The following is a 25,992-nucleotide window of genomic DNA, read 5'->3' on the forward strand; positions in this document are numbered from 1 at the left end:
TGGCCATAAACAGTGCGACATAGACCAACTTTTACCATGGAACTATCCAAACAAGGTGTGATCGAAACATCGCTTACAAACCGCCTGTCGTCCCCGCGTTTAACGGAGAGGACAATGCACTATTTAAATGATTACGGGCATCTTGCTCGCGCTTGTGGGCACCGCCTCAGCCAATGAGACAGTCGACATCACATCACATGCAAACAAATGCTGGAACGCACCAACTGGGGTTGAGCACTTAGAGCTAACAGCTCATTTCGATGTGGAGTTTGATAATGATGGCGCAGTGATAGACATTACTTCGACTGACAAAAAAACTCTCAGCGGCGAGCAGAGGGTGTTCATTTTATCAGTATCTCGCGCTATTGAGCATTGCTCTCCATATCAAGGCATAAAATCCGGAGTTCAAAAAGTCGTCTTCTCAACAGGGCCTCACCCCAAATCAATAGATCCTTTCAAATAGAAAAAGCACCAGAAGGCGCTTTATTCAAATCATATCCGGCAGCGCGTCTTTTAGGGTGCTGCCCCCTGTAAGAACGTGCTGTCTTCGGGCTAATGTTTCTCGATAATCTTGTGCTTCAATATCTTTAAAAAACGGTGCTTCGGGTGCAAGCCGTGCAACCGCCTTCTCTACATCATCCAAAGAGGCACGAAAGAATTCTTTGCGGTAATTCTGGGTATTGACACGGGTTGGCTCAAATTCATTATGAAGGGCGCGCTCCAATGAAGGCGCGTCATCACTATAGATTATAGCGTGCGTGTCGAAGATGAAGGGGACACTAGCGTCTCCAAGTTCTCTCACTCTATCCATCGGGTCAAGACGTCTGGTGAGTCCGATTTTAATTACGTCACCACCAAATGAACCTATGTTCGATATAATATAAACATATCCCGATCTGGTTTTTTCGGCCATTGCTTGAGCGCGTTCAAATTTTGCATGCGCTTCTGCTAAATTCATTTCCAGTAATTTTATCTGCTCATTATAAGCTTCAAGCTTCGGCCCTACCGCTTTTTCTGCGTCTGCTTTTGCTTTATTCAAAAGCCGCTGATAACGGTCTTCCTCTTCTTCTGCACGCTCCATGTCACGAAGTAATTTTTGTTCCTCTCGAGCAAGACGAGCCGCCTCAACCCTCTCATCGCGCTCAACCTTTAGCTTTTCACGGTATTCATGGGTCAAATATAACTCTTTAAGCTTAAGCGATAAATATTGCTTAGAGACATAGGTCGTATTCGACTCGTTCAACTTATCAATTTGGGTGCAAGCGTTTACTATGCGCTTTTCCATGGCATTGGCATTGTTCCATCGAATATTAGCAATGGCGGCGTCACATTCATTGTTAAAAGCCCTCAACGTGAGACGTATATTGCGGTTGGCCATGGTCTTTCCCTTGGCTCGACTACCTTCAACCGTCCAATCAGTGGGGCAAATAACGGCCACCTTATTGCTAACCATAGCCTTCTGCTGATCTCTAACATCAACAATTGCCGCTTTATATTCTTCACTATCTGTAAAATCGAAATGAGGCTCATATACTCCCATTTCTGCAAACGCTATTTTTTCATCAAAAATAGCGACTTCTCTTAAAAGGCGATCATAAATCGACTTTTTCTCCCCATACAAAGACCTTAAATCACCTACTTGTATGTTAAGATCAGTAATCTCAGCACTGAGCCTCAATACCTCAGCGTCCAAATCAAGCACTGGTTTGAATCTTTGCTTGATCGCCTCAATCTCAGAAACTAACAATTTTTTAGATCGATATATACGATATAACAAATATAAAAGGAAAATCGGCAGCAGCAAAATAACTGCTAAAATAATAAAAGCCATTGTTGGTGACATGAACTCCCCCTTTATTCTTAGATTTGGAGTTCATACAAAAACACCCTCTAAAGGCCAGACAATTTTTCTCCGTCTTTCGTCCAATAGAAAAGCGCCCCGTAGGGCGCTCTCATATTATATCAAAATTTCCATTTTCGATTATTTCCCATTTTGGGAATTTTTTTACTTGTTCCCAATTCGGGAATGAGTTATATAATGACATGCAGATCATAGCCAAAAAAGCACTCAAAGAATTCTGGGTTAAGCACAATCAAGCTGAGGCACCTTTGACAGCTTGGTATCTAGCGGTAAGCAAGGCCGAATGGTCTAGTCCGCAGGATATCAAGGCTATGTTCGGCTCCGCAGACTTTGTTAGTGACAATCGCGTTATTTTTGACATTGGCGGCAACAAATACCGTATCGTTGTGCATGTGGCATACAAGTTTCACCGTGTTCTCATCAAGTTTGTCGGGACACATAAAGAATATGACAAAATCAATCCGGAGAAGGTGTGATGGAAAATATTCGTCCTATTAAAACCGAAGCCGACTATGATTGGGCTATTGTCGAAATTACCAAATACTTCGAGAATGAACCAGAAGTAGGCTCCCCTGATGGTGATCGCTTCGATATCCTCGCTACTCTCATTGAAGCATATGAGAATAAACACTACCCTATTACGACACCCGACCCTATCGAAGCCATTCAGGCACATATGGATATGGCCGGATATAAGCAGGCTGCCCTTGCTGATGTAATCGGATCACGCTCTCGCGCTTCCGAAGTTCTAAGCAAGAAGCGCCAACTTACTATGGATATGGCATTCAAACTCAACAGAGACTGGCACATTCCGGCAGAGGTTTTAATTCAGCCGTATCATTTGGTAAATGATGCCCCAAGAGATAAAGCCAACGCAGCTTAACGTTCAAACTCCTTGCCTTCTAATGTCGAGGGGAACCACCCCACCAAGACGGACGAATAAAGCGCCCTAAGGGCGCTTTATTATGCTGCTTTATGATAGACTATCTGATTATAAGGAATGCTAATCCCATTTTTATCAAAAGCATACTTAACCTCTTCAATAGTTTTGCGGCTGACAGTCCAGTATTCAGATGCTGCAATCCAATAACGACAATTCAATACAACTGCATTTTCCGCGAGTTCAGCGACGAAAAAAATCGGTTCGGGTTCATTAAGAACACCTTTTTGGGCAGTTATAATTGAATTAATTAGTTGGAAAGCGGCCTGAATATCATTCTCGTAACTAATGCGCACTTGAAAATCATGCAGCCGAGTATCAAGGCGGCTATAGTTGGTAACTGGGGTATTCCAAAGAACTGAGTTTGGAACCACAATATTTAATCCATCATAAGTGGTCAGCTCCGATGTAAATAGGTCAATTTCCTTAACTGTGCCTGCAACCGCACTCGTTGATATATAATCACCTACCGCAAAAGGGCGTAATATCAGTAACATGATGCCCGCAGCAATATTTTGCAGCGTACCTTGCAATGCTAAGCCAATCGCTAAGCCGATGGCACCTAAAGCTGCCAGTATTGAAGCTGTTTGTATTCCAAACTGCCCAAGAACCATAACCAGAACAATCAACAATGTTCCGTAGCGTATAAATTGACTGAGAAAACCCGTTAAAGTTGCATCAAAACCATGAATTTTGGCAAGAGACTTTTTGGCAATCCGTTCCAAATACCCCGCAATTATCCATCCTAAAAGAAGAATGACAATAGCCCCGATTACTGAAAAGGCATATGTCACCAACAAGTCCGATATTTGTAATACTATTTCATTAGTGTTCGAAATAAACTGCTGTGTTTGCTCGCGCATACTTCCACCATCTTAACCAATTGAAATCACAGCGAGTCAAACATTTCACAGTTAAGAAAATCCTTACTTATAGTTTCTTATTAAAAACTTGAGCACTCTCCTTCAATCCTAAGCTCACGCATACGGCCAATACTCATACCTTAGTCTCACTCCCACCCGTTAAACGACTCGCGTCATATGGAGGCGTTAACAAGTGGGAGAACTATGATGAAATCCTTGTGGCTTACCTATGCGTGGGTATCCATATCGCGCAAGATACGGCGCTCCCACGGCTTTATGCCAAGCTGCAAGCCTGATGAATAAGCCTCAATCTCTGCCCATGATATAGGGCTGACGCTCATTCCTGTTGATCGGCTTGCGTTCAAATCCATGAACCACTGCCAGAGATATTGAAACGCGTCAGGCAAGTCTCGCAGATTGTCCGTACCCACTCACAGAATCTGGTTTAAAAAGCGCAATGCGACGGGCTGTAAAAAACTCAGGCGTACAAAACTTTCGCTTCCATGGTATAAGACATACCGCCGCTACAAGAATTCTACGTGCCAGCAACCTACGGGTTGCGCAAAAACTTCTAGGACATGAAGATATAAAAACTACGACAAAATATGCTCATGCACTGGTTGAGGACATCAGAGATGCGCTGCACGCAATTAGTCCCACAGAAATCCCTGCAAAGGACAGTGCATCAAATAATAACATATTGATTTTAAAAGAGAGTTCGAAGTAGGGAAACTTTTTCCCATTCAAGTGCGCTACTTAGCTGCGCTACGCTCCGAACCTATGAAAGCCTTAGAATATAAAGACTTTTTAAGCAAGTTCATTAAATCAAGAAAAAGAACATATTGGATATAAAATGACGCCGTGGCACTTTCGTGGACATAAAACGTCACGGAAAACGCCTCAAGCTTTGGCCACGTTGAAATGAATTATGAATAGTCTCATTAATTTAAAACTATCAAATAACCCTATGACGCTTGCATTAATAACGAAACATGAAATTACCAAAAAGTTGAAATCAACAAAAGTTCAAACCAAGGGTTGACATTGCGATTATCTACCATACATTAGGCGTATCGATATTTGCTTGTTTAGCTTTGCTTTTTGCGCACTTTGTGTGTCTTTAACGAACCTTCTTTCAAAAAATCGCTTTCACGTTCACAGTACGCTCTTGTGCTGGGATATCCTATTGTTGCTAAGAAAGGGTTCGTTATGACCACAGGCACAGTTAAATGGTTTAATTCAACAAAAGGCTTCGGCTTTATTCAGCCTGATAATGGCGGCGCAGATGTATTTGTACATATTTCTGCTGTTGAGCGTTCAGGTATGCAGTCTTTGACAGAAGGCCAGACAATTTCCTTCGATACAGAACGCGATAATCGTTCAGGTAAGACATCTGCTTGCAACCTGCAAGCTGCTTAATTGTATAGCCGCCTTCCTTTGACCACGGACGTACTGGCACTGGAATGGCTATAAATTTTGAAGGCTGAGCAATCGCTCGGCCTTTTTTATTTCATTTAATTACCAACAACTCCAATCGTTTATAAAAGCGAGAAAGAGCCTAAATTGCAAGTTCTAGTAAGAGATAACAATGTTGATCAAGCATTACGCGTTTTAAAAAAGAAAATGCAACGCGAAGGTATTTTACGTGAGCTAAAAGCTAGACGCGCCTATGAGAAGCCTTCCGAGCGTAGAGTTCGTGAAAAGGCTGATGCGATTAGCCGGGCACGTAAAGCCGCTAAAAAACAAGCACAAAAAGACGGCCTTCTTCCAAAGCCTAAAAGAAAAACCCCTCTCCAAAGAGTGAGATTATCTTCTCCTCAATCGAGCAGTACATCAGCTGCCATTAACGAGTAGTTTCAAAGGCCTGTTGCGTATTGGGCGATAGGCAGTAATTTGTTAATCGCATAGCCTGAAACCACTATCTGAAGCATCAGCATCCACCGAGCGTCATTTGTTTAATTGGCAGCGCTGATGCATTTGGGTAACCTTCGCTCAAGTTGTTCAACATTCAGAGAAAAACTGCCCATATAATTATTAATTGTCTCATTCACCCCTACCCTTTTATAATGACTGACTGACGGCTTTGGCAGCTTTAAGCGTTATTTGATGCTTGCCATCATGACTCCCAACCATATCAGAACGAAATATGAAACAACACCTGCGATTAATATGCGCAGAATGGGTTATAAAGTGGTAACCTTATGCAGTGTGTTCACGCATGCGCTTATCACCGCTAATTCATTTTATAATTAGTGGTGACACCTCTCCCATCCAATCAACAAATGCAATTAAACGCTTAAGGAAATCATATTCCACAGTCGGTGTTTCTTTAACTTGCTTCAAGAAAATATTGTATTTCAGGAATTTTATCATGAAATAGACTTTGAAGCCGATGAGCATATGACTCTAAACTTACCGGCCAGTCAGTATTGACGTCATCCCACAATATATTTGTTGATCTAATTGCTTTTCTAGCGGCTTCACGACGAAGTTTTATAAATTCAGACGATGTTGAGCAGGCAGATATACGCAAAGAATAATGATTTAAAATCTCCAGATAATTACCATTTACAGCCATTGCTAGCTCCAACGATGGCTTGAATGGTGAAATTCCAACAACCAAATCCTCCCTATACAAACAACATAAATGATGTTTTAACCAATGTTACCATGCCATACTTGTATTGACATGATTAATACTTTCGATATCAAAATAAACATTAATGACAATTGAATTATTACTTTAAAGCATCTGCCTGATGTTCTCTAATCTCCCAGTGTCATCAATTGAGGATGTATTATTGAGGAACAATGTAAGATCAATGTCTGATTGATAAGATACATCTTTGGGCGTTTATATATACTGCTCAGCATCTACTCCATAATCGTTGCTCACCTAATGCATTACTACGTCATCATCGACCAACATGGAAAACTCAAAAGATCACTGCCGCTCTCTCGCACCCCATCTCATCCAGGCTTTTGTTACTGATAACACAAGCTTCTTCAGCTATCTGAAATATGAATAGATTATTCAGTGAGCGTTCATTCTCCCACACGTAATTTGAGATCAGTTCAATGGCAGGAATGATTATGAAACGCAAATATCTTACAAAACTCGCGGTCGTATCTGTATTATTGATGGCACCTTTTTCTCAAGCCTTCGCCTACTCTATCCATGTTAATAACGGTGTATATGTCATTGAGTGCAAGAATGGTGTCACATCACAAGGAACACATCTGCAAGTTACCCATGCGCAGGCTGAATATTTCTGCCGGGTTCGCGGGAGTAGCATAAAGAAAAAAGACGTGGCCCCGAAGGCTGAAATACAGCCTTCCAAGAAGATGATAACGAGCAACTGACCTCTGTCAATCAGTAGAACCAGCAAGCCCCGTGCAGCGTCAATTGCATGGGGTTTATTTTTTAATACTGCTTTCTCAACACATCATAAGCTTTGATAATGGCAGCATAACCTATCAAGCCAAACCTATTAATAGCTGCAACAGCGACAATCATGAATTTTTTATTGCGCTTGACAGCAGCTACGGTGTGAAACAAGTCTATTTTGAAATTTTGTTTAATATAGAACGGGTTAAAATGCGTCTCATTCTGCCTACGTTTATGCTATCTCTTACCGTCACCTCTGTATTCGCTCAAGCAACAACGGATGGAGTAGACAAAGCTAAATTTAGCCAGTGTGAAGAATTTCTAAAGAACGTGAATGTTCTCAAGCCCCGCAAGGATAATGCCGTTCGGGACATTCCTGAAGGTTGCATCATTTCAAACAGTATTTATGATTCATCGAGTTTCATGGACTGGTCAATTGAAAGAGCCATCGTCGAATTTGACCGCTTTCAGGATTACTTGTCGGATACGCCTGACTTGAATAAAGCTCCGCCGCAATGGGGACGGATTGCGGTAGACGGTATCCGTATGATGCTGCAAAGCGGCAACCAAATGTCGAATTACATCACCTCAATTCAACAATGGCCAATGGATGTCTCAGCCTCCTACCGCTTTAATCCAGAAAGCGGATTTCTACATATTCAGAATGCAGAAATCAGCAGCACAAAGCTCGGCAAAGCTTCAATCTCTGCCGAAATAAATCTGCCGGCCGGTTCATCGGTTGCATCACTCATAGCTCATCCAACCGCCACACTTTCACATCTGCGTATACGGCTTGATAATCAAGGCATATGGGAGAGTTTCGCCCTACCTGTACTTGCCAATTACGCTGCCTTGCCCTCAGAAAGCGAAGAAAGAGATCCGGAAGCCGATATTGCGCGCCTGCGTGATTTAGCAAGCAAAGCTATTGAAATGCTGCCCGACAGCCAGATCAATGCTAATTCCCGACAAGCCTTACTCAAATTTATCCAGGATATGCCACATCCGGCAGGATTCTTTGCAATGGATTTACAATTTGATCCACCTTTACCAATCGACAGTGATTTCATTGAGAGCGGCAAGTTGACAGATCAGGCACTCATTGGTGGAAAAATCACTGCCATCTATAGGGCACGCTAAGGCTTTGAAGTGCGAATGATCAGCCTTATATATGGGCGCATTTATGCAAACATATCAATATGCTGAACAAAAATTGGCATTTATCAATTGTATGGAGAAAAATTCTGAGCAGTTTTATAATGACAGCAATTATATGCGGCAATCAAAGCCGCCTTATCAATGATATTTAGTGTGTTATACTTCCTTTGCCTTGCTGATCATCCAACCAAATGTGACATGATAAAATAAAAAATTATGTCTTTATCCATTGACGTTTCAGTCACTGTCGCGTCGAATAGACATTAATTTGAAACTCATCAGCTCAATCGGAGGCCTGGCCAATGAAGAAAGCTATTCCTATCTTTACCGCTGCCCTTATGCTCAATTTATCAGGTGTTTATCAAATCGCAGAAGCGGCTGTAAGCCCATCCAAGCAACGGGCGGCAGAGGTAAAAGCAATCGTTGATACTGTTGCTAAAAAACTGCCCAAACACCCGATCCACTCAGTTATGTATATCCGAGCCAATAATTTTGAAGTGCTTGCTGGTACCTGTTCGCTTCGCGCACATATTTTAACTTCAAAAACAGTGGCAGAAGGTAAGGCTGACAAAATAAAAGTCCGACTTAATCGTGAACGCTGCCAATAATTATGCAAACAGATCAGTATCGCGTCCAAAGAAACATCTGCTTTTCCGCAATCATAGCGATAATATTTGGCGCGATAACTGCTTTATTGTTTTATTATATCACTATATTTGGCACTGGTAATGACGGCTATTTGATAATTTATTGCATTTTTACTGTGCCGATAGCCCTTATTTTCGGTTTGTGGGGATTGTTTTATCACAGGAGCAAACTTGCATTAATCGGGCTTCTACTTTGCTTCTCCCCGCTTGTGGAACTCAATTTTATTTAAAATCCATATTTATTCTGCAATTCAAATTTCATAATTCATAATAAAAACTCTAAAAAAAGGATATAATTGGCTACGGTAACAATACAATCTTGGCCTAAAGCATCACACCTGATTTGCTTCAATAAAAGCGTGTTTTCAGGAGAGACTATGAGTGATAAAATCTATTCATTGATCGCTCTCATCATCGTAGCAATCATTGCCTTCATTGTTATAAAACCGTTCTGATTATGCTTAATCGGAGTGAGTTACCGTAAAAAATCCGTCGAATAATTTTCTAAAACCCGAATGACACTTTCACGATCCGATAAGCTTAAAGGCAAAAGTGGTTTAGGAAGTGCGGCATCTGCTATTTCAAAATAATCAAGCATTTCGTAAGTAACGCGCAAACTGGAATATTTTTTGAAAACATCCCAGAGCGGTTGCAAGCGCATGTTTAAATCCCGCGCTTTGTTGATATCACCGGTTTGCGCTGCATTTGTTAATTCAACACAAATACCCGCAAATGTGCCAGCTAAGACGCTATACCATGTATCAGCGCCAGCAATCAGTGCATCAGCGCAACCCCAATCTCCACTATAACCGATTTCAAAACCCGTTGGCACATTGACTCTTTGGCGTTGTAAATGTTCTTTGATTTCACAGACTGGCAAAGGGTTCTTAATCCCGACGATATCGGGCATTTGAGCCAAACGGGATATCAAGCGCTCTGAAAAAGTAAAATGTGTCGTTGAAGGGTTGTCATAAATACATAATGGCAGGCCGCTTTGACGGGCAACTGTTGTAAAATGCACAAATACTTCATCTTCGGTGAGTGGTGTGTAGGATACAGCAGATAGTAATCCGGCTGTCGCTCCCATTGCTTTCGCGTCTTTGGCATAATTCACCGCATCATCAGTACGCATGGCACTGATGCCGACGACAAGCGGCACCCGTCCGTTATTCTGTGTCTGCGCCACTTCAATGGCCTGCCGCCTCGTTCTCTCATTCAGGTACATATATGCACCTGTACTACCCAAAAGACCGATAGAATGAACACCTGCGGTAATCATCCGTTCGGTTAATTGCTTCAAAGCTTCACTATTTAAAATCCCCTGTTCGCTGACGGGCGTCACAGGAAAAGCAGAAAGACCGTGAAGCATTACATGTACCCTTAATCCATATTCGGATATTTTTATGAGCGAACATTAAACCTATAGCAATAAGGCGGCCCGCAGGCCGCCCGTAATCAAGATAATTATTTGCTCGACTTAATCGATTTTTGCTCCCAATGACCGGGATTGATCGTCAGCCCACTTGCCTCATCAAACTGAAGAGCTAGCGGATAACGATCTGCAACAGTAAAAAGATTTTCTGAAACTGCAGAGAGTTTAACCGGTTTTTCTTTACCAATTGCAAAAGCAGGTCTGTCACCCACTGCCTGCGCATAAAGCTGACCATCTTTATGCGTAATTTCGACAGTTACAAAAGGACTGAAAACATATTTACCTGTCATTTTAGCCAAGTTATCTTCTGATAATTTCAGATCTTCGGCAGGAATCAATTTTTTTGGCTGCTCAGGCACTGAAGCGAGAATAGCATCCCACATCACTTCTGATGCAATTGCACCCAGATCACCTGTACTAATTCCTGCCCCCAAATCACTTGCAGACATGCCGCCTGCCTTGACATCGTCCCCGACTTCGCCGGTTGAGACTGCATAGAGAACGTCACCGTCATTGACGGTGGCGAAAGGCTGTAACCCTCGTCCCATTGAGGTATGTACTTGCACTGCCAATCTTTGCAGTTCCGCATAGGTCATTTTTTGATTGGTCACAACGAGACTGATGGTTGTATTTTTATTATCGGCACCTTGCGGAACACCATCCCAACCAAGTTTACGGCTATGAGGAACACCTGCAAAAAGATCTGCGGTTTTAGTAGATTCCGGCCAGGTACTGTCTTTAAAGCAAGTGACAATTGATCCATCACGATCAGTAATCACACCGCCTGCATTTACAACCGTAAAAGCAGCGATTTTAATATCACCAATCTGACGGAAAGCGCCCCCTTGACCTGAATAGGAGCCGCAACCAAAGAAGCCACCGGAACGGGCAAAACGCCCTGCTCCCTGCGAACCAAGAGGAAACACACCTGGTCTCACAGCCCGCAATGCAGCCTGCGCCAGTTTTTTATCCGGATAAACTTCATTGAGACGACGGTCGCCAAAATCGTAAATAATGGCACCCACTGTCAGCGCCAAATTATCCCAATAACCATTGCGGATATTGTCGTCTTTCAGACCTGTTGCCACTGCTGTGGTGCTTTCCAAGCCGTACCAAGAGCCTCCTGAAAAAACCACTGCATCAAGTTCCGGCTTTTCATAGCCAAGGCGCAAATAATCCGTGTTCACAGTACCGGGCGCACCGCCGCGCACATCCACTGCGCCAAGTGATTTCTTGCCAAATTTGAATACGGTAACCCCAGTCGGCCCTTCTTCATATTCTCCGGTACCAATTTGAAGTGCCGGCCAGTCAAATTCCAATAATTTCTCGCCAGAATTAATAAGCGGCTTTAAATTCTGCTCTGCCAAAACAGGTGTTGTGATAAGACAAGCTGCTAAAGCAAAGCTTGCCATTCGAAGGGGTGCCCCCCCAGTCGTTCTTATTTTCTGATGTTCCCGAATATAATTTTTTTTATGACCAGTATCCATTCTCTTCTCCCATTGAATGTTACTATTCTATCTATACGAATAGATTATATAGTTATTGTCAATGTGCTTATTTCAGCAATTTTATTGCTTTTCAAAATGAATATATGATCAAATTAGAAGATGAAGATATCGAAACAAGTTTTTGTTTATATTGAATAATATCAGTATATTTATCTAATGTTATGGCTTCAGTCTAAAACATCCCATTTTTGAACCAATATTACGTAAAATGTAATGAGAAAAATCTGAACATCAAAAAAACGACTCATACGAAAGTCTAAGAAAGATAAAAATGGCTATAAATACCGCTCCCCATAAGGCGGCATCATATAAAACTCAGCTCAAAAAATAATGAATGAGATGGATATCATCCGGCTCCATCTCATAGAGTTTCTTATCTGGTTTTGTGGTTAAAACACCACCTTGGTGCATATAAAAATCAACGGTTCGGCGTGTGGATGTCGCAGAGATATAAAAGCCTTTCGCACCCTGTTCTAGCGCGATTTCTTTGCAGAGCCCATAAAGCTTCGATGCCAGCTTTTTTCCACGCCAATCGTGGCTGACATGCAAAAACGGCAATTGGCGCAAATCCGGATAATCGATTACAGGACGTGCATCAACAACGCCGGCAGCCACTAATTTTTCATCATTAAATGCTCCTAAAAACACACCGCCATGATCAAAGCAATCAAGCAAGACCGGTGTATAAAGCTCCGGCTCACCATCCGGCCAGTCGCGCGTGTCATAGAATTCAGAGCGAAGATACAAATCGCCATCTTTTACATAATAAACATCTTCAACAATTTCGCGTCGTTCAATTTGCCAGACATTTTTAACTTCATCTCTTTGAAGACGGCGAATAATGATATCGTCCATACTTTTCTAAGCCACATTTTGAATGTAATAAATTTCATGCTTTCTGACAGTTTCGTATCAATTTAACAAGTCGGCAGCCTTTATGAGTATGATTTTTAAAATGAATAGTTTCTGCGTTATCAAAAAAAACAAAGCCGCAAAATGCCCTTATTAAAGGATGTCTCTATGGTTATCGACGGTAACATCGCGGCGGTATTAATCCATGTTTCAAACAATTGGCGCATCCCTTTATCGTGGCCCGATTACAATTCAGGACAATTTAAAAACGTGCCAATTTATAGATCCTTGGGGCAATTGCATTGACTTGAGAGGCGCATGAAACGCGCAGACACAACAGAAAGTTAAACGGATGATTATCTCAGTCGAAATAGCGCCAAAAAGCTTGAAACCACAAATTCATGCGCTGTTGCTGACTTATCTTTATGAGCTCAGCACCTATGATGAAATAGATGATGATTACCCGTTGTCGGCGATAAGGCAGATGACGTGCCGGTACTTTTACAGCTGATTGCCATGCAAAGAGGCATTACACTTTACGGCTCGGCTATTGCCAAAACTCTGCCTCAGGATGTGGTCGCCATTCCGCTGGAAGATATGCATTGCAATTTCAATATCGGCATCGCTTGGGATAGACAGCGCGAAACCCCGTTGATGAATGACTTCATCCGGCTTATTGAGGCCAACTCCTTTATGATTAACACCCAATAAATAACCTTCAGGAATATTCAATGCGTAATAGCCTAAACCAAAAAGTCATTGAGGTTTGCAATCAAAAGATTGCAGCCAAAGGTGATAATATCGGCCTTTCTTTTTACGCATTTTTTGCCAATAAAAATGATGATCCGGAGCTTTTGATGGAAGCAGCAGAGTGGTGGATCAGAACGCATAAGCTCGACCACTTTGAAAAAGCAGTCAAAATCAAAGCTATGGTTGAGCGTGAGATATCTTAAAATTTCGCTTGTTATTTTAACATCTTCATCAAGGCGGTAAATTAATCAATGCTCAGTCAGCTATTCAAGCCTTTGATTACATCTTTGATCGCAGGCAATATTTTTATATTCACGTCGCCATTCGCATCTGCCGCCAATTGGGAGATTTGTGATCTGACGGTTCAGGTTCAAAAGCCTCAAACGAATGAGCATATGCTTTTTGCAAAGATTATCAGTGTGAAAGCGCAAGGTCAGGCAGAATGTCCAAAAACCGGCGTAGCATTCAACTTTCAGCCGGAAAGTGAGGACTATCAATCCATGATCCCGCGTAAGAAGTGGCCAAAACCAAATCAGATCATTTCTGTACGCTATCGTTATCTGGATGGTATATGTAAAAATTCCGGCCCCTGCCGTATCAAACACTCTTCGCTCATGAAAAACTAGCGCGAGCGATTATAAAAAATTTTGAGCAATCTTGAAAAGTCATAATTCGCTTCCCAGTTTCATTTGAAAGCAAATGAGGAGTCTTAAAGATAATGCTCTGCCCTATTGATAATAGTGAACTGGTCATGTCCGAGCGTCAGGGAATTGAAATTGATTATTGCCCTAAATGCCGTGGCGTCTGGCTGGATCGCGGTGAGCTGGATAAGATTATTGAACGATCAGTTCCCGCAGAAGAGCCAAGAACCGCTTACCATAATGATCAGCGCTCCGGTGATCGTCAATATGACGGGCGCGCTCATGACGGTCGTTACAGACGTGATGATGATTATGAGCATAAAAAATATCTTAAAAAGAAGTCGCTGCTCGGCGAATTATTTGACTTCTAAGATTTGCAGCCATCACTTGCGGTTGTTTCTAAAAGTCCCGTTTTCATCAACGGGACTTTTTTAATGATAGAACGGTTTCTTCAGACTTTGCTGGTCGTGATTACATTGCCCCAAGGATCTTCAAATGTATTCGAAGCGCCGCCACGGCTGTCTTCAAGTACTACAAATGACAATCCTGCGCGGTCTAAATCGCGTTTTTCTGCACGATTACTTTGCCAGGAATTGGCAGCGATATGGTGATGATAGCCGCCGGTTGACAAGAAAACAGCCTTGTCACCATAAGCTTGCACCGTATCAAAACCCAGCTCGTCATGCCAAAAAGTTTCGGCGTGCTGTGCATTGCCAACGCGCAGATGCACATGACCGACAACTGTGTTTTGCGGAGCCTCAAGCCACTCACCGCCTGCATGTTTTCCAGCATCCAGCAAATTGCCAACATCCAGAGCTTCAGTTCCCATCACCACCTGTGAGCCGTTCCATTGCCAGCCTTCATGCGGACGATCGGCATAAATTTCAATGCCGTTGCCTTCCGGATCGGTGAGATAAACCGCTTCACTGACATTATGGTCGGAAGCACCGGCAACCGGAATTTGTTTATCAATAGCAAAGCGCGCCCAACGTGCCAGATCAACACGCGAAGGCAACAAAAAGGCCGTATGATAAAGACCCGCGCTACGTGGATCATCTGGTTTGGCAGAAGAAAACTGCTCGATTTCAAGTAATTCCCGATCACCCGCCCCTAGAATAATCGTATGATTACGACGTGCTATTTCCTGTAAGCCAATTATATTCCGGTAATATTGAGCCAAACTTTCGGCATCGCGTGATTTCAAGCCGACACGGGCAACACGCACCGGCGTTGTCATGGCAAAAGGCAACGGCGAAACGACTGGTGACAATTTCTCATCCATGGTCACTCTCTCCTGTGACAGATCCCCGGCAAAGCTAACACCCGCTGTGGTCAAAATAGATGCCGTACTCGCCAAACCGGCAGCAATAAAGGAGCGTCTGTTCATCGCCTTTTGATCTCTTTTCATCCTCAGCATAAGCGCTTTTCTAATAGAGAGATCGTCTTTATTCATTGTTCAAACAAGTCGTAAAATTGCAAACAGCCTGTTCACAAAAAGAGATCAATAGCATTGGCGGCCTTTATTGAAAGCTGCCATTGCTGATTTCATAAATTTACTTTTTACTGGTAATGCCCGCCGAGAAAATACCAATCACAGTCAGCAATGCGATGCCGAATGTTACATAACGCGCGGCATCAATGGCAGCATCATCTCCTGCCGCCATCAATGTACCTGCCAATGCAGAGACAACACCGGTAGCGCGCGCCTAATGACGCTCAGGCAATGGCGGCACGACCAACAATTAAAAGCTCCATTGTCGGACTGACTGCATTGACACCTGCTCCGATCGCAAAAATGACAAAAGCCATGACATAAGTAAAAGCTGGCCCCTTCCATTCTAAAGTGCGGCTGACAAAAAACGAGGCGACAATAACAGCGATCACAAAACCTGTCGTGACCCAGGCATAATATTGCTGTCCGCCGATATCCTCAACAATGGAAGGTAATAATGCAGCCGTAAAATAAAGGTTCATAGCATAAAGCAAAACGCCGATTGCCATGACTACAACGATAGCCAAATGACGGCCGGATAATAGTTCAGACCAATTATCTGCACCAGCAATTGGCTGATCCGGCATAGTAGTACTCTGCACGGGTAAATCTCCGGTAAGATTTGAGAATGACATGGAAGGAATTCAGTCAGATTGTTTATTGACGAGCAAAGACAGCCACAGAGAAATCAGTGACACTGTCAAAACAACCAGTGGCGCAACCGCGTGACCGTAATCGGCATTCCAAACTGTGGTTAATGAGGCGGCCACCATAACCAATGCTCCAAGCAATGAACCCAAAGAACGACTTAATCGGTTTATCAGCAACATACTGGTCGTAAATTCAAGAATGGCGGTCACATAGTGGAACCAGTCCGGATAGCCCCATGCTGCATAAGCAGCAGCGTTTTTTTCATTGAGAAAGAAATTGCTATAAGCACCGAATAAAAAGAAAACAGCCAATATCAAGGCGATTACAGTGGATAGAATTGGACGAAGTTTGCGCATATATGTCTCGCTAAGCAGATAATGAATTCATCCCTAAAGATCTGGACGGAAGGATGATTCCACTGTAGTTTGAGCGATCACTCTATTTATTTTTAACAGGCCGTCAAGGTGATTAGAGTGATCACTCTATAAATTGGAGAGCGAAAATGGCGCGCAAAATTAATCCCGAACAGCATGAAGCAAAGAGACAGGAAATTTTAGCAGCTGCCCATGATTGTTTTCTGGCTCACGGACTGCAAGGCGCATCCATATCCATGATATGCAAGGAAGCCGGCATGAGTCCCGGCCATCTTTATCATTATTTTGCCAGCAAAGATGCCATCGTCGAAGCTATGGCGGATGATTACCTGAAGAAATTACACGCTTATTTCGATGTGCATTCCGAAAGTGATGAGACTGCAACTGTTCTGGTATCGGAATTATGGAGCATGAAAAGCTGGACGGAAGTTGAGCATTGCCGCATCACTTTTGAGCTTTTTGCCGAAGCCGCCAGAAATGAAAATGTCCGCCAAATCATGATAGCCAATACGGATAACGTCAGACAACTTTTGATTGCCACTTTGCGCGCCGGACAGGCGCGCGGAGATGTTGACGCAAGTTTTGATCCTGAGCACACCAGTGCGGTCCTCATCTCATTGATTTACGCTACTCCGATGATACCGCTTATTGCACCTCAAAGTAGTTTTGAAACGAGCCGCGGATTGATTACCATGATGATCCGAAAATTTTTGAAACCAGCAGCATAATGTACAATGGCATCCACTTCACCCTGCCCGCTTTTATTTAAGTAATGGCGACTGAGGCCTGATGTGATAAACAATAGCCAGTCTATTTTCGCATGAGATCAAATGATGCCTGTTGCTAGCGCCCTTAGCCTTTATATTCTTGCCGCCTTGGCCGAAATTGCTGGTTGTTATGCTTTTTGGGCGTGGCTTCGTCTGAATAAAAGCCCGCTCTGGCTTGTCCCGGGCATTCTTTCATTGGTATTTTTTGCCTGGATTTTAACCCGAATAGACTTGGATTTCGCCGGACGCGCCTATGCAGCATATGGCGGCATCTATATAGTCGCCTCAATCTTCTGGTTGTGGTTTATCGAGCAACAAATGCCAAACCGTTGGGATATTATCGGCGCTGGCTTATGCCTTTGCGGCATGATGATTATTATATTTGGGCAACTTGCAAAGATTTAGACAATAAAAAAAGCCGCCCTTTCAGGCGGCTTTTTAAAATCACGAATGTATAAGATCAGAACTTATATGCAACGCCAAGGCGTACTTCATTAACAGTGAACTTGTTACGAGAATTAAAATCAAGACCATCAACAGTTCCGGCGAAATCTTTACGACCGTAATCCGTATAACGGTATTCCAGACGCATGATTACATTGTCTGTTGCGGCATAATCAAAGCCACCACCAACGGTCCAGCCAGTACGGGTTTTGCTATGGGAGTATGTTTCACCATCAATAGTCAGTCTGTTTTTCACTTCACCGAACGCAACACCACCAGCCAAATATGGTAGGAAGCGGTCATAAGCGATACCAACACGGGCACGAACAGCACCTGATGTACGCAGTTTGCTTTCTAAGCTATCATCTCCCAAAAACTCATCGGTATCATGAACAGTCTTCTTCAGACCATTAAAGGTTACATCACCATCAATACCGAAGATAAAATTGCTGCCGGTATCAAAGTTATAACCCGCATAAAGACCACCGAGGAAACCGTCAGGCTTTACTTTTTCCGAGCCATCCTCACCGCTGAATTTTGAAGAAGCCCAACCATAACCAATCTGACCACCGACATAACCGCCAGCCCAGCTGAATACAGGCGCAACAACTACCGGAGCTGGTTCTTCATAAACAATCGCATCAGCTGCATTCGCATTGTAACCAGCCAAAACAACAACTGTTGATGCCATTAAAATCGACTTGATATTCATACCAATCCCCAATCACTGTATAAGCGAATTCAATTACGTTTCGAACATAAATATAAGCCAATTGCAAAATATGTCTGTAGCAAAATGGGCACAGTGACCATTAACTTGATTCCAAAAATCGCTCACACTTTATTTACCAAGTCAATAAAGCATCTAAGTCATTGTGAAATATGATACATTATTTATAAAGCAGTAAAATGAAAAGCCCGTAACACATTTATGTGAACGGGCTTTTTTTACTTTGACAGGTTATTTTTTATTTAATCAGCAAGCTTAAACTCAAATAAAGAAGCGCTGACAAAATACCGGTTGCAGGTAATGTAACAACCCAAGCCGCCCCAATTGTCATAACATGGGATCGGCGAACCAGTTTACGGCGGCGCCGTTCTTCCGGAGCAATTCTGTCTTCTGTAGGAATAGTCAAGTGTGCTTTACGCAAACGACGTTCTGCATCCCATTCACGAAAAAATCCAACGCCGAAAATAGCGCCGACCGCAATATGGGTTGAGCTTACCGGCAAGCCAAGCCAGCTGGCAATAATGACGGTTACAGCAGCGGAAAGCGCTACACAATAAGCGCGCATCGGATTAAGCTTGGTGATCTGGCTACCGACCATCCGGATAAGTTTTGGTCCAAACAGGAACAAGCCAACCGAAATACCAAGCGCACCGATTAGCATCACCCAAAAAGGAATCGTTACTTCCTCGGCAAACATACCTGTATGCGAAACCTGTACGATGGCAGCCAACGGCCCGACGGCATTAGCCACATCATTGGCACCATGCGCAAAGCTCAAAAGAGCTGCAGACACAACCAATGGAATACCAAACAGAACTTTGATGGACTTGTTGCGGTTTTCAAGACCTTCAGACTGGCGACGGATAATCGGCACCATAATGAAACCAATCAGCACACCAATAGCGAAGCCTGCTAATAAAGCCGCCTGAATAGAAATCGGATAGATGTTCTGCATCGCTTTGAGAACAAGATAAGTTGCAAATGTCCCGGCCATAAAGCCAACTAATACAGGCACCCATTTGCGTGCCGCAGCAATTTTATCCGGCTGATACACAATACGCGCTTTGATAAACCACAAGAAGCCCGCGGCAATAATACCACCCAAAACCGGCGAAATCACCCAGCTTGCTGCGATCATCCCGATCGTACCCCAGCTGATCGCGCTCAAGCCTGCCGCTGCAATCCCTGCCCCCATTACGCCACCAACAACAGAATGTGTAGTGGAAACCGGAGCACCAATCCATGTGGCTATATTGACCCAAATCGCAGAGGATAGAAGGGCTGCAACCATAGCCCAGACAAAGGATTCCGGCGTTCCCATTGATTGCGGTGCGATGATACCGGTGGCAATTGTAGAAACCACATCGGCACCGCCGATAAAAGCTCCAGCACTTTCGAAAATGGCAGCAATCGCAATGGCGCCACCCATGGTCAGCGCATTGGCACCAACAGCCGGCCCCATATTGTTAGCGACGTCATTTGCACCAATGTTCAATGCCATATAGGCACCAAAGATAGCGACGATGACAATAAAGAGGCTGTTATTGGTTTGCCCTAAAGATACCAATGCGATCAAACCGGCTAACACGATAAAAACAAAGCCAAGGCCGGGGGCAACCATAGGACGCGCTGTATAACTAGCTGCACGTTCAAGCGTTGAAAAACGCCCGAGGTCACGATCAAGCGTATCGAGATGATCCGCTTCGAAGTCATTGCCAGACATAGTGTCTCCGCAGTTTCGAAAGTCGCAAGATGTCACCAGACACACCAGTGCATGATGCAACGATCCATTGATAAATGATGAAAACGAACATAGAGGTTGATGAGTTCGATTTAATCAGGCTTTTTTAATTATACACATAATTCAAACTTCATACTGAACACGAGTGCATAAACCAGCCAACGAATAGCAAAACCTGATTGTATATCGTCCTCATTGTGGAAAAAGCAGAAACAATCCAATTCATCGTGATACGTTTTACTGAGATGGTTCGAAATTTTTAACCATTACACGAAAATCTGAATAGCCAGAATTGAGCAAAACCGATTCTCAATCGGCCTTATAGCAGGTCATACAATAATTACGCATTTTTTTGTCAAATTCTTCAAAAGGTGATGCTAATTTGAATACGATCAATGATTACAACTAACCACTACAATATCGAAAACATGTTATAATTCTGCCTCATAACCGCGATCAAAACCTTATCAAGGTAATAAAATTTATCTCATAGCGCTTATTCAAAACCATGAGCGCTTTCAGCATTTATATGCATAATAATAAACACGTTACCACTTCAATAGAAAATGATCTCAACTGTGTTTTTCGCAAATCTATTTTACAATTTAAAATTTGAAACGAATTCAGTAGTAATGGCCTGCATTACAAAAGCACTTCATACTTTGACAGCCAGGTTGCAACACAACAAAAGACTATCAAGATACAATCAAAGCCAAGCACTCGATTGCACACAGGAGATAAATTTTCAAATTAAGAATGGTGGTGCGGACGGCGGGACTTGAACCCGCAAGCTCTATGAGCGGCAGATTTTAAATCTGCTGTGTATACCGATTTCACCACGTCCGCGGATGATGCGATTCATATGTCACAAGTCAGGCTCTAAGTTCAAGAGCTTTCTTCTGTTTTTCGCTTCAATACCACAAATAATCAAAGAGATAGCTGTTCTTTATCACTGGTTGACGCGCAATACATCGCTCATACAAAAAAACGGCCGCAAAAGACTACGGCCGCTTATTTTTTAAGAAAAAGCTAAAATATCTTCTAACTACGCGGAACCTTCGGAACCGTACTTCTTGCCTTTTTCACCGGCTTTTCATCATCCGGAGCTGTTGTTACTTTTTCCTTCGCCTTAGCGATTGTTTTTTTAGGCTTTGCTGCTGGTTTCTTAACAGGTGACGCTTCTTTTTTGGGGCGCACAACACGTTCTGCCACTGTTTCAAGTTTCAGAACTTCAGTACCCTGCTTGTCCGTAGCTACATCCAGTTTGACAGTACCGCCATTCTTCAGCTTGCCGAACAAAACCTCATCCGCCAACGGTTTCTTGACATATTCCTGAATGACACGACCCAGCGGACGTGCACCCATTCGCTCGTCATAACCTTTATCGGCGAGCCAGCTTATGGCAGCTTCGCTCAGTTCAATCGTTACGCCACGCTCGGCCAATTGTGCTTCCAATTGCAGCACAAATTTCTGTACCACTTGGTGAATAACAGCAACAGGCAGCGGACCAAACGGAATGATCGCATCCAGACGGTTACGGAATTCCGGCGTAAACAGGCGATTGATTGCTTCCAGATCATCGCCTTCACGCCGTCCCGAACCAAAGCCAATAGCCGCTTTTGCCATATCAGCCGCACCGGCATTGGTTGTCATGATCAAAATCACATTACGGAAATCGATCTTTTTGCCGTTGTGATCGGTAAGTGTACCGTGATCCATTACCTGCAACAAAATATTGAACAGATCAGGGTGTGCCTTTTCAATTTCATCCAGCAAAAGCACACAATGCGGATGTTGATCCACACCATCAGTAAGCAATCCTCCCTGATCAAAACCGACATAGCCCGGAGGCGCGCCGATCAGACGTGAAACCGTATGACGTTCCATATATTCGGACATATCAAAGCGTAAAAGTTCGACGCCAAGTGACGCCGCCAATTGGCGCGCAACTTCTGTCTTTCCCACACCCGTCGGGCCTGAGAAAAGATAAGAACCAATCGGCTTATCAGGTTCACGTAAGCCCGCACGGGCAAGCTTGATCGCAGCAGACAATGCATCGATTGCCAAATCCTGCCCATAAACAATACGTTTAAGCTCGGCCTGCAGATTGGCAAGCACCGCCTGATCGTCTTTAGAGACAGTTTTCGGCGGGATGCGGGCCATGGTCGCAATCGTTGCCTCAATCTCGCTCAAACCAATTGTTTTCTTGCGCTTGTCCTGCGGCAGCAACATCTGGCTCGCACCGGTTTCATCAATCACATCAATTGCTTTATCCGGCAATTTACGATCTGAAATATAACGCGCCGAGAGTTCCACCGCCGATTTGATCGCCTCATCGGTATATTTCACTTTATGGAAATCTTCGAAATAAGGACGCAGACCATTCATGATCTCAATCGCATCAGGAATGGTTGGTTCCACCACATCAATTTTCTGGAAACGGCGCACCAATGCACGGTCTTTTTCAAAAAACTGCCTGAACTCTTTATAGGTTGTCGAGCCCATGCAACGGATGGCACCGGAAGAAAGCGCGGGCTTCAGCAAGTTAGAGGCATCCATAGCCCCGCCTGATGTCGCACCTGCCCCGATAACCGTGTGAATTTCATCAATGAATAAAATCGCGCCCGGATATTCTTCGAGCTCTTTGACAACCTGTTTCAAGCGCTCTTCAAAATCACCGCGATAGCGGGTACCGGCCAGCAGACTGCCCATATCAAGGGAAAAGATTGTTGCATCAAGCAACACTTCCGGCACATCACCATCAACGATACGCTTGGCCAAGCCTTCCGCAATCGCTGTTTTACCAACACCCGGATCACCCACATAAAGCGGATTATTTTTGGAGCGACGGCAAAGCACTTGGATTGTACGGTCAATCTCGCTTTGACGACCGATCAAACGATCAATACGGCCACTTTTAGCTTTTTCATTCAGATTGACGCAATAAGCCGTCAATGCATCCGGTTTTTTCTTCGGTGTTTCGTCAGTTTCACTATTCGCCGAATTTTCTTCTGAACTTGCCTCAGCCGCGCGCGGGATACGAACTTCGTTGCTTTCAGGCGCTTTTGAAATACCGTGAGAAATGAAATTGACTGCATCATAGCGGGTCATTTGCTGCTCTTGCAGGAAATAAGCCGCATGACTTTCACGCTCGGCAAAAATTGCAACCAGCACATTGGCACCGGTCACTTCTTCACGGTTGGAAGATTGGACATGGATAACCGCACGTTGAATCACACGCTGGAAAGCGGCTGTCGGCTTTGAATCTTCGTCATAGCCGGTCACCAGATTATCCAACTCGCGGTCAATATAATCCGTTACAACGCGTTTTAAATGTTCAAGGTCAACACTACATGCACGCATCACCGCGCCTGCGTCCTGATCGTCAATCAACGCCAGCAACAAGTGCTCCAGCGTTGCATATTCGTGGTGCCGTTCGTTGGCAATGGTCAGGGCCTGATGCAGTGCCCTTTCAAGACTGGTAGAAAACGATGGCATATGACCTCACTTTTTCTCCATCACGCATTGCAGCGGATGCTGGTTTTGGCGAGAGAATTCCATGACCTGATTAACTTTAGTCTCAGCAACCTCATAAGTATAAACGCCACATTCGCCCACACCATGATTATGAACATGCAACATGATACGGGTGGCATCATCAATCGATTTCTGGAAAAAACGCTGCAAAACATGCACAACGAATTCCATCGGCGTGTAATCATCATTCAAAATAAGGACGCGGTAAAGGTTTGGCTTTTTTATGACAGTTTTTGTGCGCGTAATAACAGCTGTTCCGTGGCCGGTTCCACCACGGTCGTCCTCTTCATGATCCTGCATTACGATATTAAAAGATTTCATCTTGTCGAAAACCACTTAAAGCCCCAGCTGCATCAGATGATACATATGTAGAGAATGTTTTAAAGATTTTAAGCCCTCTGGCAAAAGTTACAACAGCCAAGAACACGAAACTGACAGCAATTTTAACGGACTGCTTTCAACCACAAAAATGCAAAATCAGTGTGCCCGCATTCAACGAACATACTGATCGGATTTTTTAAAGCAATTGACTACAATCAGACTTGCTTAGTACCAGCCAACTGCAACTTGCGCTTCTTCAGACATGCGATCCGGCGTCCAAGGCGGATCAAAGGTCATGGTAACTTCAACATGGGAAACACCTTCAACCGTACCGACCGCATTTTCAACCCAGCCCGGCATTTCGCCTGCCACCGGACAGCCAGGTGCTGTCAGTGTCATCTCGATTTTGACCGTATAATCATCTTCGATGTCGATCTTGTAAATCAAACCGAGCTCGTAAATATCGGCCGGAATTTCCGGATCATAAACAGTTTTGACAGCCGCAATAATATCATCGGTCAGCCGCAGCAGCACATCTTCAGGAATGACCGAAGATGTATGAAAAGGAGAGCTTTTTTCCGCCTCATCCTGCGGCTTGTTATCGGTTTCTTGTGTCATCATTCTTATCCGAAAAATTTCTTGGCTTTTTCAAGCGCTTCTGCAAGCACATCAATTTCAGCAAATGTATTATACATTGCAAAGGATGCACGGCATGTAGAACTAACACCAAAGCGCTTCAAGAGTGGCTGCGCACAATGGGTGCCGGCACGAACAGCCACACCTGCACGATCAATCACCATCGACACATCATGGGCGTGAATGTCGTCCAGCATGAAGGAAATGATTGCACCTTTATTTGGTGCTTTGCCGATAATGCGCAAACCTTCAATTTGTTCCAGACGTTCATGCGCATAATCACGCAATCTTTCTTCGTGCGACCAGATGGCGTGACGGCCGACGCTTTCCATATATTCAAGCGCTGCCCCCAAACCAATTGCCTGCACGATTGGTGGCGTTCCTGCTTCAAAACGGTGTGGCGGATGATTATAGGTCACATTTTCAACTGTGACATCTTCAATCATTTCACCGCCACCTTGAAACGGGCGCATTTTTTCCAGCATTTCTTTGCGTCCATAAAGTACGCCGATACCGGACGGCCCGTAAACTTTATGACCTGTGAAAACATACCAGTCGCAGCCCATATCCTGCATGTCCACATGCATGTGGACTGCACTCTGGCTACCATCCACCAATACGGGAATGCCCCGTTCATGGGCAATGCGCACGATTTGTTTAATCGGCGTTACTGTGCCCAAAGCATTTGACATATGTGTAATGGCAACCAGCTTGGTTTTTTCGGTCAGTGTTTTTTCAAACTCTTCAAGGTGCAAAGTGCCCTGATCATCGACAGGGGCGAAAACCAGTTTTGCACCTTGCCGCTCACGAATAAAATGCCACGGTACGATATTGGAATGATGCTCCATAATGGAGAGCACAATTTCGTCACCCTCCCCGATTTGCGGCATTCCATAACCATAAGCGACAGTGTTAATCGCTTCGGTAGCATTTTTGGTAAAAACAATCTCGTCGGTTGAATTGGCATTGAGAAAACGGCGAACCGTCTCACGCGCCTTTTCATATGCATCGGTTGTCGCATTAGACAAGAAATGAAGACCACGATGCACATTGGCATATTCATTGGAATAGGCTGCCGTTACCGCGTCAATCACAGTTTTCGGTTTTTGCGCAGAGGCACCATTGTCCAGATAAACAAGCGGTTTTCCGTGCACTTGCCGTGACAAAATCGGAAAATCAGCACGAATAGCTTCAACATCATAAGCCGATGCAGGCGTCATAATTTTGTTCATGATTATTCCTTTTGCCAACGGCAATCATGT

At 43.8% G+C, this 25,992-nt stretch carries 30 protein-coding genes and 1 tRNA gene; 14 read left to right on the forward strand and 17 right to left on the reverse strand.

Translation table 11 applies throughout. The features are described 5' to 3' along the window. Window positions 1–487: 487 nt before the first annotated feature. Window positions 488–1,843, reverse strand: coding sequence for a DUF4041 domain-containing protein (locus ACI0FR_RS11850; RefSeq protein ID WP_374832738.1), 1,356 nt, complete (start codon window positions 1,841–1,843; stop codon window positions 488–490). A 200-nt stretch (window positions 1,844–2,043) separates the two neighbouring features. Here ACI0FR_RS11850 and ACI0FR_RS11855 point away from each other — a divergent pair, with 200 nt between their 5' ends. After that, window positions 2,044–2,337, forward strand: a complete 294-nt coding sequence (locus ACI0FR_RS11855; RefSeq protein WP_374832740.1) for a type II toxin-antitoxin system HigB family toxin — start codon at window positions 2,044–2,046, stop codon at window positions 2,335–2,337. Further along, window positions 2,337–2,744: a helix-turn-helix domain-containing protein gene (locus ACI0FR_RS11860; protein WP_404907802.1), complete on the forward strand. Its 408-nt coding sequence runs from the start codon at window positions 2,337–2,339 to the stop codon at window positions 2,742–2,744. The genes ACI0FR_RS11855 and ACI0FR_RS11860 overlap by 1 nt, the downstream gene beginning before the upstream one ends. A gap of 80 nt (window positions 2,745–2,824) precedes the next feature. Here ACI0FR_RS11860 and ACI0FR_RS11865 read toward each other — a convergent pair whose 3' ends face one another. Both ACI0FR_RS11865 and ACI0FR_RS11870 read right to left on the reverse strand, forming a co-directional pair. After that, window positions 2,825–3,664 (reverse strand): mechanosensitive ion channel family protein, encoded by an 840-nt coding sequence (locus tag ACI0FR_RS11865; RefSeq protein ID WP_374832744.1) that lies wholly within the window; start codon window positions 3,662–3,664, stop codon window positions 2,825–2,827. Window positions 3,665–3,891: 227 nt separating this feature from the next. Continuing rightward, window positions 3,892–4,095 (reverse strand): phage tail assembly chaperone, encoded by a 204-nt coding sequence (locus tag ACI0FR_RS11870; protein ID WP_445482848.1) that lies wholly within the window; start codon window positions 4,093–4,095, stop codon window positions 3,892–3,894. Between ACI0FR_RS11870 and ACI0FR_RS11875 the strand changes: the two genes are divergently transcribed. The 3 genes from ACI0FR_RS11875 to rpsU all read left to right on the forward strand — a co-directional run bounded on the left by ACI0FR_RS11875 (window position 4,053) and on the right by rpsU (window position 5,518). Beyond that, window positions 4,053–4,391, forward strand: coding sequence for a tyrosine-type recombinase/integrase (locus ACI0FR_RS11875; RefSeq protein WP_404907912.1), 339 nt, complete (start codon window positions 4,053–4,055; stop codon window positions 4,389–4,391). The two genes, ACI0FR_RS11870 and ACI0FR_RS11875, sit on opposite strands and share 43 nt — an antisense overlap. A gap of 482 nt (window positions 4,392–4,873) precedes the next feature. Beyond that, on the forward strand, window positions 4,874–5,083 hold the full coding sequence (locus ACI0FR_RS11880) for a cold-shock protein (protein ID WP_374832750.1): 210 nt from the start codon (window positions 4,874–4,876) through the stop codon (window positions 5,081–5,083). Between the two features lie 144 nt (window positions 5,084–5,227). Further along, entirely contained in the window at window positions 5,228–5,518 is a 291-nt protein-coding gene (rpsU, locus tag ACI0FR_RS11885) for a 30S ribosomal protein S21 (RefSeq protein ID WP_374832752.1), read from the forward strand. Window positions 5,519–5,993: 475 nt separating this feature from the next. Here rpsU and ACI0FR_RS11890 read toward each other — a convergent pair whose 3' ends face one another. After that, the gene (locus ACI0FR_RS11890) at window positions 5,994–6,242 is read right to left on the reverse strand and encodes a hypothetical protein (RefSeq protein ID WP_374832754.1); all 249 of its coding nucleotides are present in this window, start codon (window positions 6,240–6,242) and stop codon (window positions 5,994–5,996) included. Window positions 6,243–6,757: 515 nt separating this feature from the next. Here ACI0FR_RS11890 and ACI0FR_RS11895 point away from each other — a divergent pair. The 3 genes from ACI0FR_RS11895 to ACI0FR_RS11905 all read left to right on the forward strand — a co-directional run bounded on the left by ACI0FR_RS11895 (window position 6,758) and on the right by ACI0FR_RS11905 (window position 8,815). Continuing rightward, complete coding sequence (locus ACI0FR_RS11895; RefSeq protein ID WP_404907805.1) at window positions 6,758–7,027, forward strand: hypothetical protein; 270 nt, start codon at window positions 6,758–6,760, stop codon at window positions 7,025–7,027. 31 nt (window positions 7,028–7,058) lie between these two features. Further along, the gene (locus tag ACI0FR_RS11900) at window positions 7,059–8,189 is read left to right on the forward strand and encodes a hypothetical protein (RefSeq protein WP_404907808.1); all 1,131 of its coding nucleotides are present in this window, start codon (window positions 7,059–7,061) and stop codon (window positions 8,187–8,189) included. 320 nt (window positions 8,190–8,509) lie between these two features. Next, window positions 8,510–8,815 carry a hypothetical protein gene (locus ACI0FR_RS11905; RefSeq protein ID WP_374832760.1) on the forward strand — a complete coding sequence of 102 codons (306 nt, stop codon included), beginning with the start codon at window positions 8,510–8,512 and terminating at the stop codon, window positions 8,813–8,815. A gap of 514 nt (window positions 8,816–9,329) precedes the next feature. Here the strand turns inward: ACI0FR_RS11905 and ACI0FR_RS11910 are convergent. The 3 genes from ACI0FR_RS11910 to ACI0FR_RS11920 form a co-directional block, all read right to left on the reverse strand. Further along, window positions 9,330–10,223, reverse strand: a complete 894-nt coding sequence (locus tag ACI0FR_RS11910; protein WP_404907810.1) for a dihydrodipicolinate synthase family protein — start codon at window positions 10,221–10,223, stop codon at window positions 9,330–9,332. 95 nt (window positions 10,224–10,318) lie between these two features. After that, window positions 10,319–11,698 carry a P1 family peptidase gene (locus ACI0FR_RS11915; protein ID WP_404907813.1) on the reverse strand — a complete coding sequence of 460 codons (1,380 nt, stop codon included), beginning with the start codon at window positions 11,696–11,698 and terminating at the stop codon, window positions 10,319–10,321. A 411-nt stretch (window positions 11,699–12,109) separates the two neighbouring features. Further along, window positions 12,110–12,649 carry a GNAT family N-acetyltransferase gene (locus ACI0FR_RS11920; protein WP_404907815.1) on the reverse strand — a complete coding sequence of 180 codons (540 nt, stop codon included), beginning with the start codon at window positions 12,647–12,649 and terminating at the stop codon, window positions 12,110–12,112. A gap of 486 nt (window positions 12,650–13,135) precedes the next feature. On the opposite strand from ACI0FR_RS11920, the gene ACI0FR_RS11925 reads away from it, so the two are divergent. The 4 genes from ACI0FR_RS11925 (at window position 13,136) to ACI0FR_RS11940 (ending at window position 14,408) form a co-directional block, all read left to right on the forward strand. Continuing rightward, a complete protein-coding gene (locus tag ACI0FR_RS11925) occupies window positions 13,136–13,357 on the forward strand; it encodes a type 2 periplasmic-binding domain-containing protein (RefSeq protein WP_404907816.1) in 222 nt (73 codons plus the stop codon). A gap of 20 nt (window positions 13,358–13,377) precedes the next feature. Further along, window positions 13,378–13,599: a DUF6500 family protein gene (locus ACI0FR_RS11930; RefSeq protein WP_404907818.1), complete on the forward strand. Its 222-nt coding sequence runs from the start codon at window positions 13,378–13,380 to the stop codon at window positions 13,597–13,599. Between the two features lie 48 nt (window positions 13,600–13,647). Then, a complete protein-coding gene (locus ACI0FR_RS11935; protein WP_404909778.1) occupies window positions 13,648–14,022 on the forward strand; it encodes a hypothetical protein in 375 nt (124 codons plus the stop codon). 92 nt (window positions 14,023–14,114) lie between these two features. Beyond that, a complete protein-coding gene (locus ACI0FR_RS11940; RefSeq protein WP_374832772.1) occupies window positions 14,115–14,408 on the forward strand; it encodes a TFIIB-type zinc ribbon-containing protein in 294 nt (97 codons plus the stop codon). 80 nt (window positions 14,409–14,488) lie between these two features. On the opposite strand, the gene ACI0FR_RS11945 is transcribed toward ACI0FR_RS11940, so the two are convergent. From ACI0FR_RS11945 to ACI0FR_RS11955, 3 genes are all read right to left on the reverse strand, one after another. Further along, window positions 14,489–15,319, reverse strand: coding sequence for a VOC family protein (locus ACI0FR_RS11945; RefSeq protein ID WP_374832982.1), 831 nt, complete (start codon window positions 15,317–15,319; stop codon window positions 14,489–14,491). Between the two features lie 434 nt (window positions 15,320–15,753). After that, window positions 15,754–16,131 (reverse strand): MFS transporter, encoded by a 378-nt coding sequence (locus ACI0FR_RS11950; RefSeq protein WP_404907821.1) that lies wholly within the window; start codon window positions 16,129–16,131, stop codon window positions 15,754–15,756. 42 nt (window positions 16,132–16,173) lie between these two features. After that, a complete protein-coding gene (locus ACI0FR_RS11955) occupies window positions 16,174–16,536 on the reverse strand; it encodes a DoxX family protein (RefSeq protein ID WP_374832776.1) in 363 nt (120 codons plus the stop codon). Between the two features lie 146 nt (window positions 16,537–16,682). Here ACI0FR_RS11955 and ACI0FR_RS11960 point away from each other — a divergent pair, with 146 nt between their 5' ends. Both ACI0FR_RS11960 and ACI0FR_RS11965 read left to right on the forward strand, forming a co-directional pair. Then, window positions 16,683–17,282 (forward strand): TetR/AcrR family transcriptional regulator, encoded by a 600-nt coding sequence (locus ACI0FR_RS11960; RefSeq protein WP_404907823.1) that lies wholly within the window; start codon window positions 16,683–16,685, stop codon window positions 17,280–17,282. 105 nt (window positions 17,283–17,387) lie between these two features. Next, window positions 17,388–17,726, forward strand: a complete 339-nt coding sequence (locus ACI0FR_RS11965) for a YnfA family protein (protein WP_404907916.1) — start codon at window positions 17,388–17,390, stop codon at window positions 17,724–17,726. A gap of 55 nt (window positions 17,727–17,781) precedes the next feature. On the opposite strand, the gene ACI0FR_RS11970 is transcribed toward ACI0FR_RS11965, so the two are convergent. The 7 genes from ACI0FR_RS11970 to ACI0FR_RS12000 form a co-directional block, all read right to left on the reverse strand. Next, a complete protein-coding gene (locus tag ACI0FR_RS11970) occupies window positions 17,782–18,477 on the reverse strand; it encodes an outer membrane protein (protein ID WP_374832782.1) in 696 nt (231 codons plus the stop codon). Between the two features lie 256 nt (window positions 18,478–18,733). After that, window positions 18,734–20,218 carry an inorganic phosphate transporter gene (locus tag ACI0FR_RS11975; RefSeq protein ID WP_374832784.1) on the reverse strand — a complete coding sequence of 495 codons (1,485 nt, stop codon included), beginning with the start codon at window positions 20,216–20,218 and terminating at the stop codon, window positions 18,734–18,736. Window positions 20,219–20,996: 778 nt separating this feature from the next. Continuing rightward, window positions 20,997–21,082 (reverse strand) — tRNA-Leu (locus ACI0FR_RS11980). 195 nt (window positions 21,083–21,277) lie between these two features. Further along, entirely contained in the window at window positions 21,278–23,734 is a 2,457-nt protein-coding gene (gene clpA / locus ACI0FR_RS11985; protein WP_404907826.1) for an ATP-dependent Clp protease ATP-binding subunit ClpA, read from the reverse strand. 6 nt (window positions 23,735–23,740) lie between these two features. Beyond that, entirely contained in the window at window positions 23,741–24,094 is a 354-nt protein-coding gene (gene clpS / locus ACI0FR_RS11990; RefSeq protein ID WP_374832788.1) for an ATP-dependent Clp protease adapter ClpS, read from the reverse strand. A 225-nt stretch (window positions 24,095–24,319) separates the two neighbouring features. Beyond that, complete coding sequence (locus ACI0FR_RS11995) at window positions 24,320–24,712, reverse strand: SUF system Fe-S cluster assembly protein (protein ID WP_374832790.1); 393 nt, start codon at window positions 24,710–24,712, stop codon at window positions 24,320–24,322. 5 nt (window positions 24,713–24,717) lie between these two features. Continuing rightward, a complete protein-coding gene (locus tag ACI0FR_RS12000) occupies window positions 24,718–25,962 on the reverse strand; it encodes a cysteine desulfurase (protein WP_404907828.1) in 1,245 nt (414 codons plus the stop codon). Between the last annotated feature and the right edge of the window lie 30 nt (window positions 25,963–25,992).

The sequence above is a fragment of the Paenochrobactrum sp. BZR 201-1 genome (assembly GCF_044987585.2).
In the GTDB taxonomy this organism is placed as follows: Bacteria; Pseudomonadota; Alphaproteobacteria; order Rhizobiales; family Rhizobiaceae; genus Paenochrobactrum; species Paenochrobactrum pullorum.

Bases quoted from the DNA above. Each gene is read 5' to 3' on its own strand.
- ACI0FR_RS11895 (WP_404907805.1), top strand. From the start codon at position 6,758: ATGAAACGCAAATATCTTACAAAACTCGCGGTCGTATCTGTATTATTG.
- ACI0FR_RS11965 (WP_404907916.1), top strand. From the start codon at position 17,388: ATGCCTGTTGCTAGCGCCCTTAGCCTTTATATTCTTGCCGCCTTGGCC.
- ACI0FR_RS11970 (WP_374832782.1), bottom strand. From the start codon at position 18,477: ATGAATATCAAGTCGATTTTAATGGCATCAACAGTTGTTGTTTTGGCT.
- ACI0FR_RS11975 (WP_374832784.1), bottom strand. From the start codon at position 20,218: ATGTCTGGCAATGACTTCGAAGCGGATCATCTCGATACGCTTGATCGT.
- ACI0FR_RS11880 (WP_374832750.1), top strand. From the start codon at position 4,874: ATGACCACAGGCACAGTTAAATGGTTTAATTCAACAAAAGGCTTCGGC.
- ACI0FR_RS11915 (WP_404907813.1), bottom strand. From the start codon at position 11,698: ATGGCAAGCTTTGCTTTAGCAGCTTGTCTTATCACAACACCTGTTTTG.
- ACI0FR_RS11865 (WP_374832744.1), bottom strand. From the start codon at position 3,664: ATGCGCGAGCAAACACAGCAGTTTATTTCGAACACTAATGAAATAGTA.
- ACI0FR_RS11940 (WP_374832772.1), top strand. From the start codon at position 14,115: ATGCTCTGCCCTATTGATAATAGTGAACTGGTCATGTCCGAGCGTCAG.
- ACI0FR_RS11855 (WP_374832740.1), top strand. From the start codon at position 2,044: ATGCAGATCATAGCCAAAAAAGCACTCAAAGAATTCTGGGTTAAGCAC.
- ACI0FR_RS11920 (WP_404907815.1), bottom strand. From the start codon at position 12,649: ATGGACGATATCATTATTCGCCGTCTTCAAAGAGATGAAGTTAAAAAT.
- clpA (WP_404907826.1), bottom strand. From the start codon at position 23,734: ATGCCATCGTTTTCTACCAGTCTTGAAAGGGCACTGCATCAGGCCCTG.
- ACI0FR_RS11905 (WP_374832760.1), top strand. From the start codon at position 8,510: ATGAAGAAAGCTATTCCTATCTTTACCGCTGCCCTTATGCTCAATTTA.
- ACI0FR_RS11860 (WP_404907802.1), top strand. From the start codon at position 2,337: ATGGAAAATATTCGTCCTATTAAAACCGAAGCCGACTATGATTGGGCT.
- ACI0FR_RS11890 (WP_374832754.1), bottom strand. From the start codon at position 6,242: ATGGCTGTAAATGGTAATTATCTGGAGATTTTAAATCATTATTCTTTG.
- ACI0FR_RS11995 (WP_374832790.1), bottom strand. From the start codon at position 24,712: ATGACACAAGAAACCGATAACAAGCCGCAGGATGAGGCGGAAAAAAGC.
- ACI0FR_RS11945 (WP_374832982.1), bottom strand. From the start codon at position 15,319: ATGGATGAGAAATTGTCACCAGTCGTTTCGCCGTTGCCTTTTGCCATG.
- ACI0FR_RS11930 (WP_404907818.1), top strand. From the start codon at position 13,378: ATGCGTAATAGCCTAAACCAAAAAGTCATTGAGGTTTGCAATCAAAAG.
- ACI0FR_RS12000 (WP_404907828.1), bottom strand. From the start codon at position 25,962: ATGAACAAAATTATGACGCCTGCATCGGCTTATGATGTTGAAGCTATT.
- ACI0FR_RS11960 (WP_404907823.1), top strand. From the start codon at position 16,683: ATGGCGCGCAAAATTAATCCCGAACAGCATGAAGCAAAGAGACAGGAA.
- ACI0FR_RS11955 (WP_374832776.1), bottom strand. From the start codon at position 16,536: ATGCGCAAACTTCGTCCAATTCTATCCACTGTAATCGCCTTGATATTG.
- ACI0FR_RS11850 (WP_374832738.1), bottom strand. From the start codon at position 1,843: ATGTCACCAACAATGGCTTTTATTATTTTAGCAGTTATTTTGCTGCTG.
- ACI0FR_RS11910 (WP_404907810.1), bottom strand. From the start codon at position 10,223: ATGCTTCACGGTCTTTCTGCTTTTCCTGTGACGCCCGTCAGCGAACAG.
- clpS (WP_374832788.1), bottom strand. From the start codon at position 24,094: ATGAAATCTTTTAATATCGTAATGCAGGATCATGAAGAGGACGACCGT.
- ACI0FR_RS11935 (WP_404909778.1), top strand. From the start codon at position 13,648: ATGCTCAGTCAGCTATTCAAGCCTTTGATTACATCTTTGATCGCAGGC.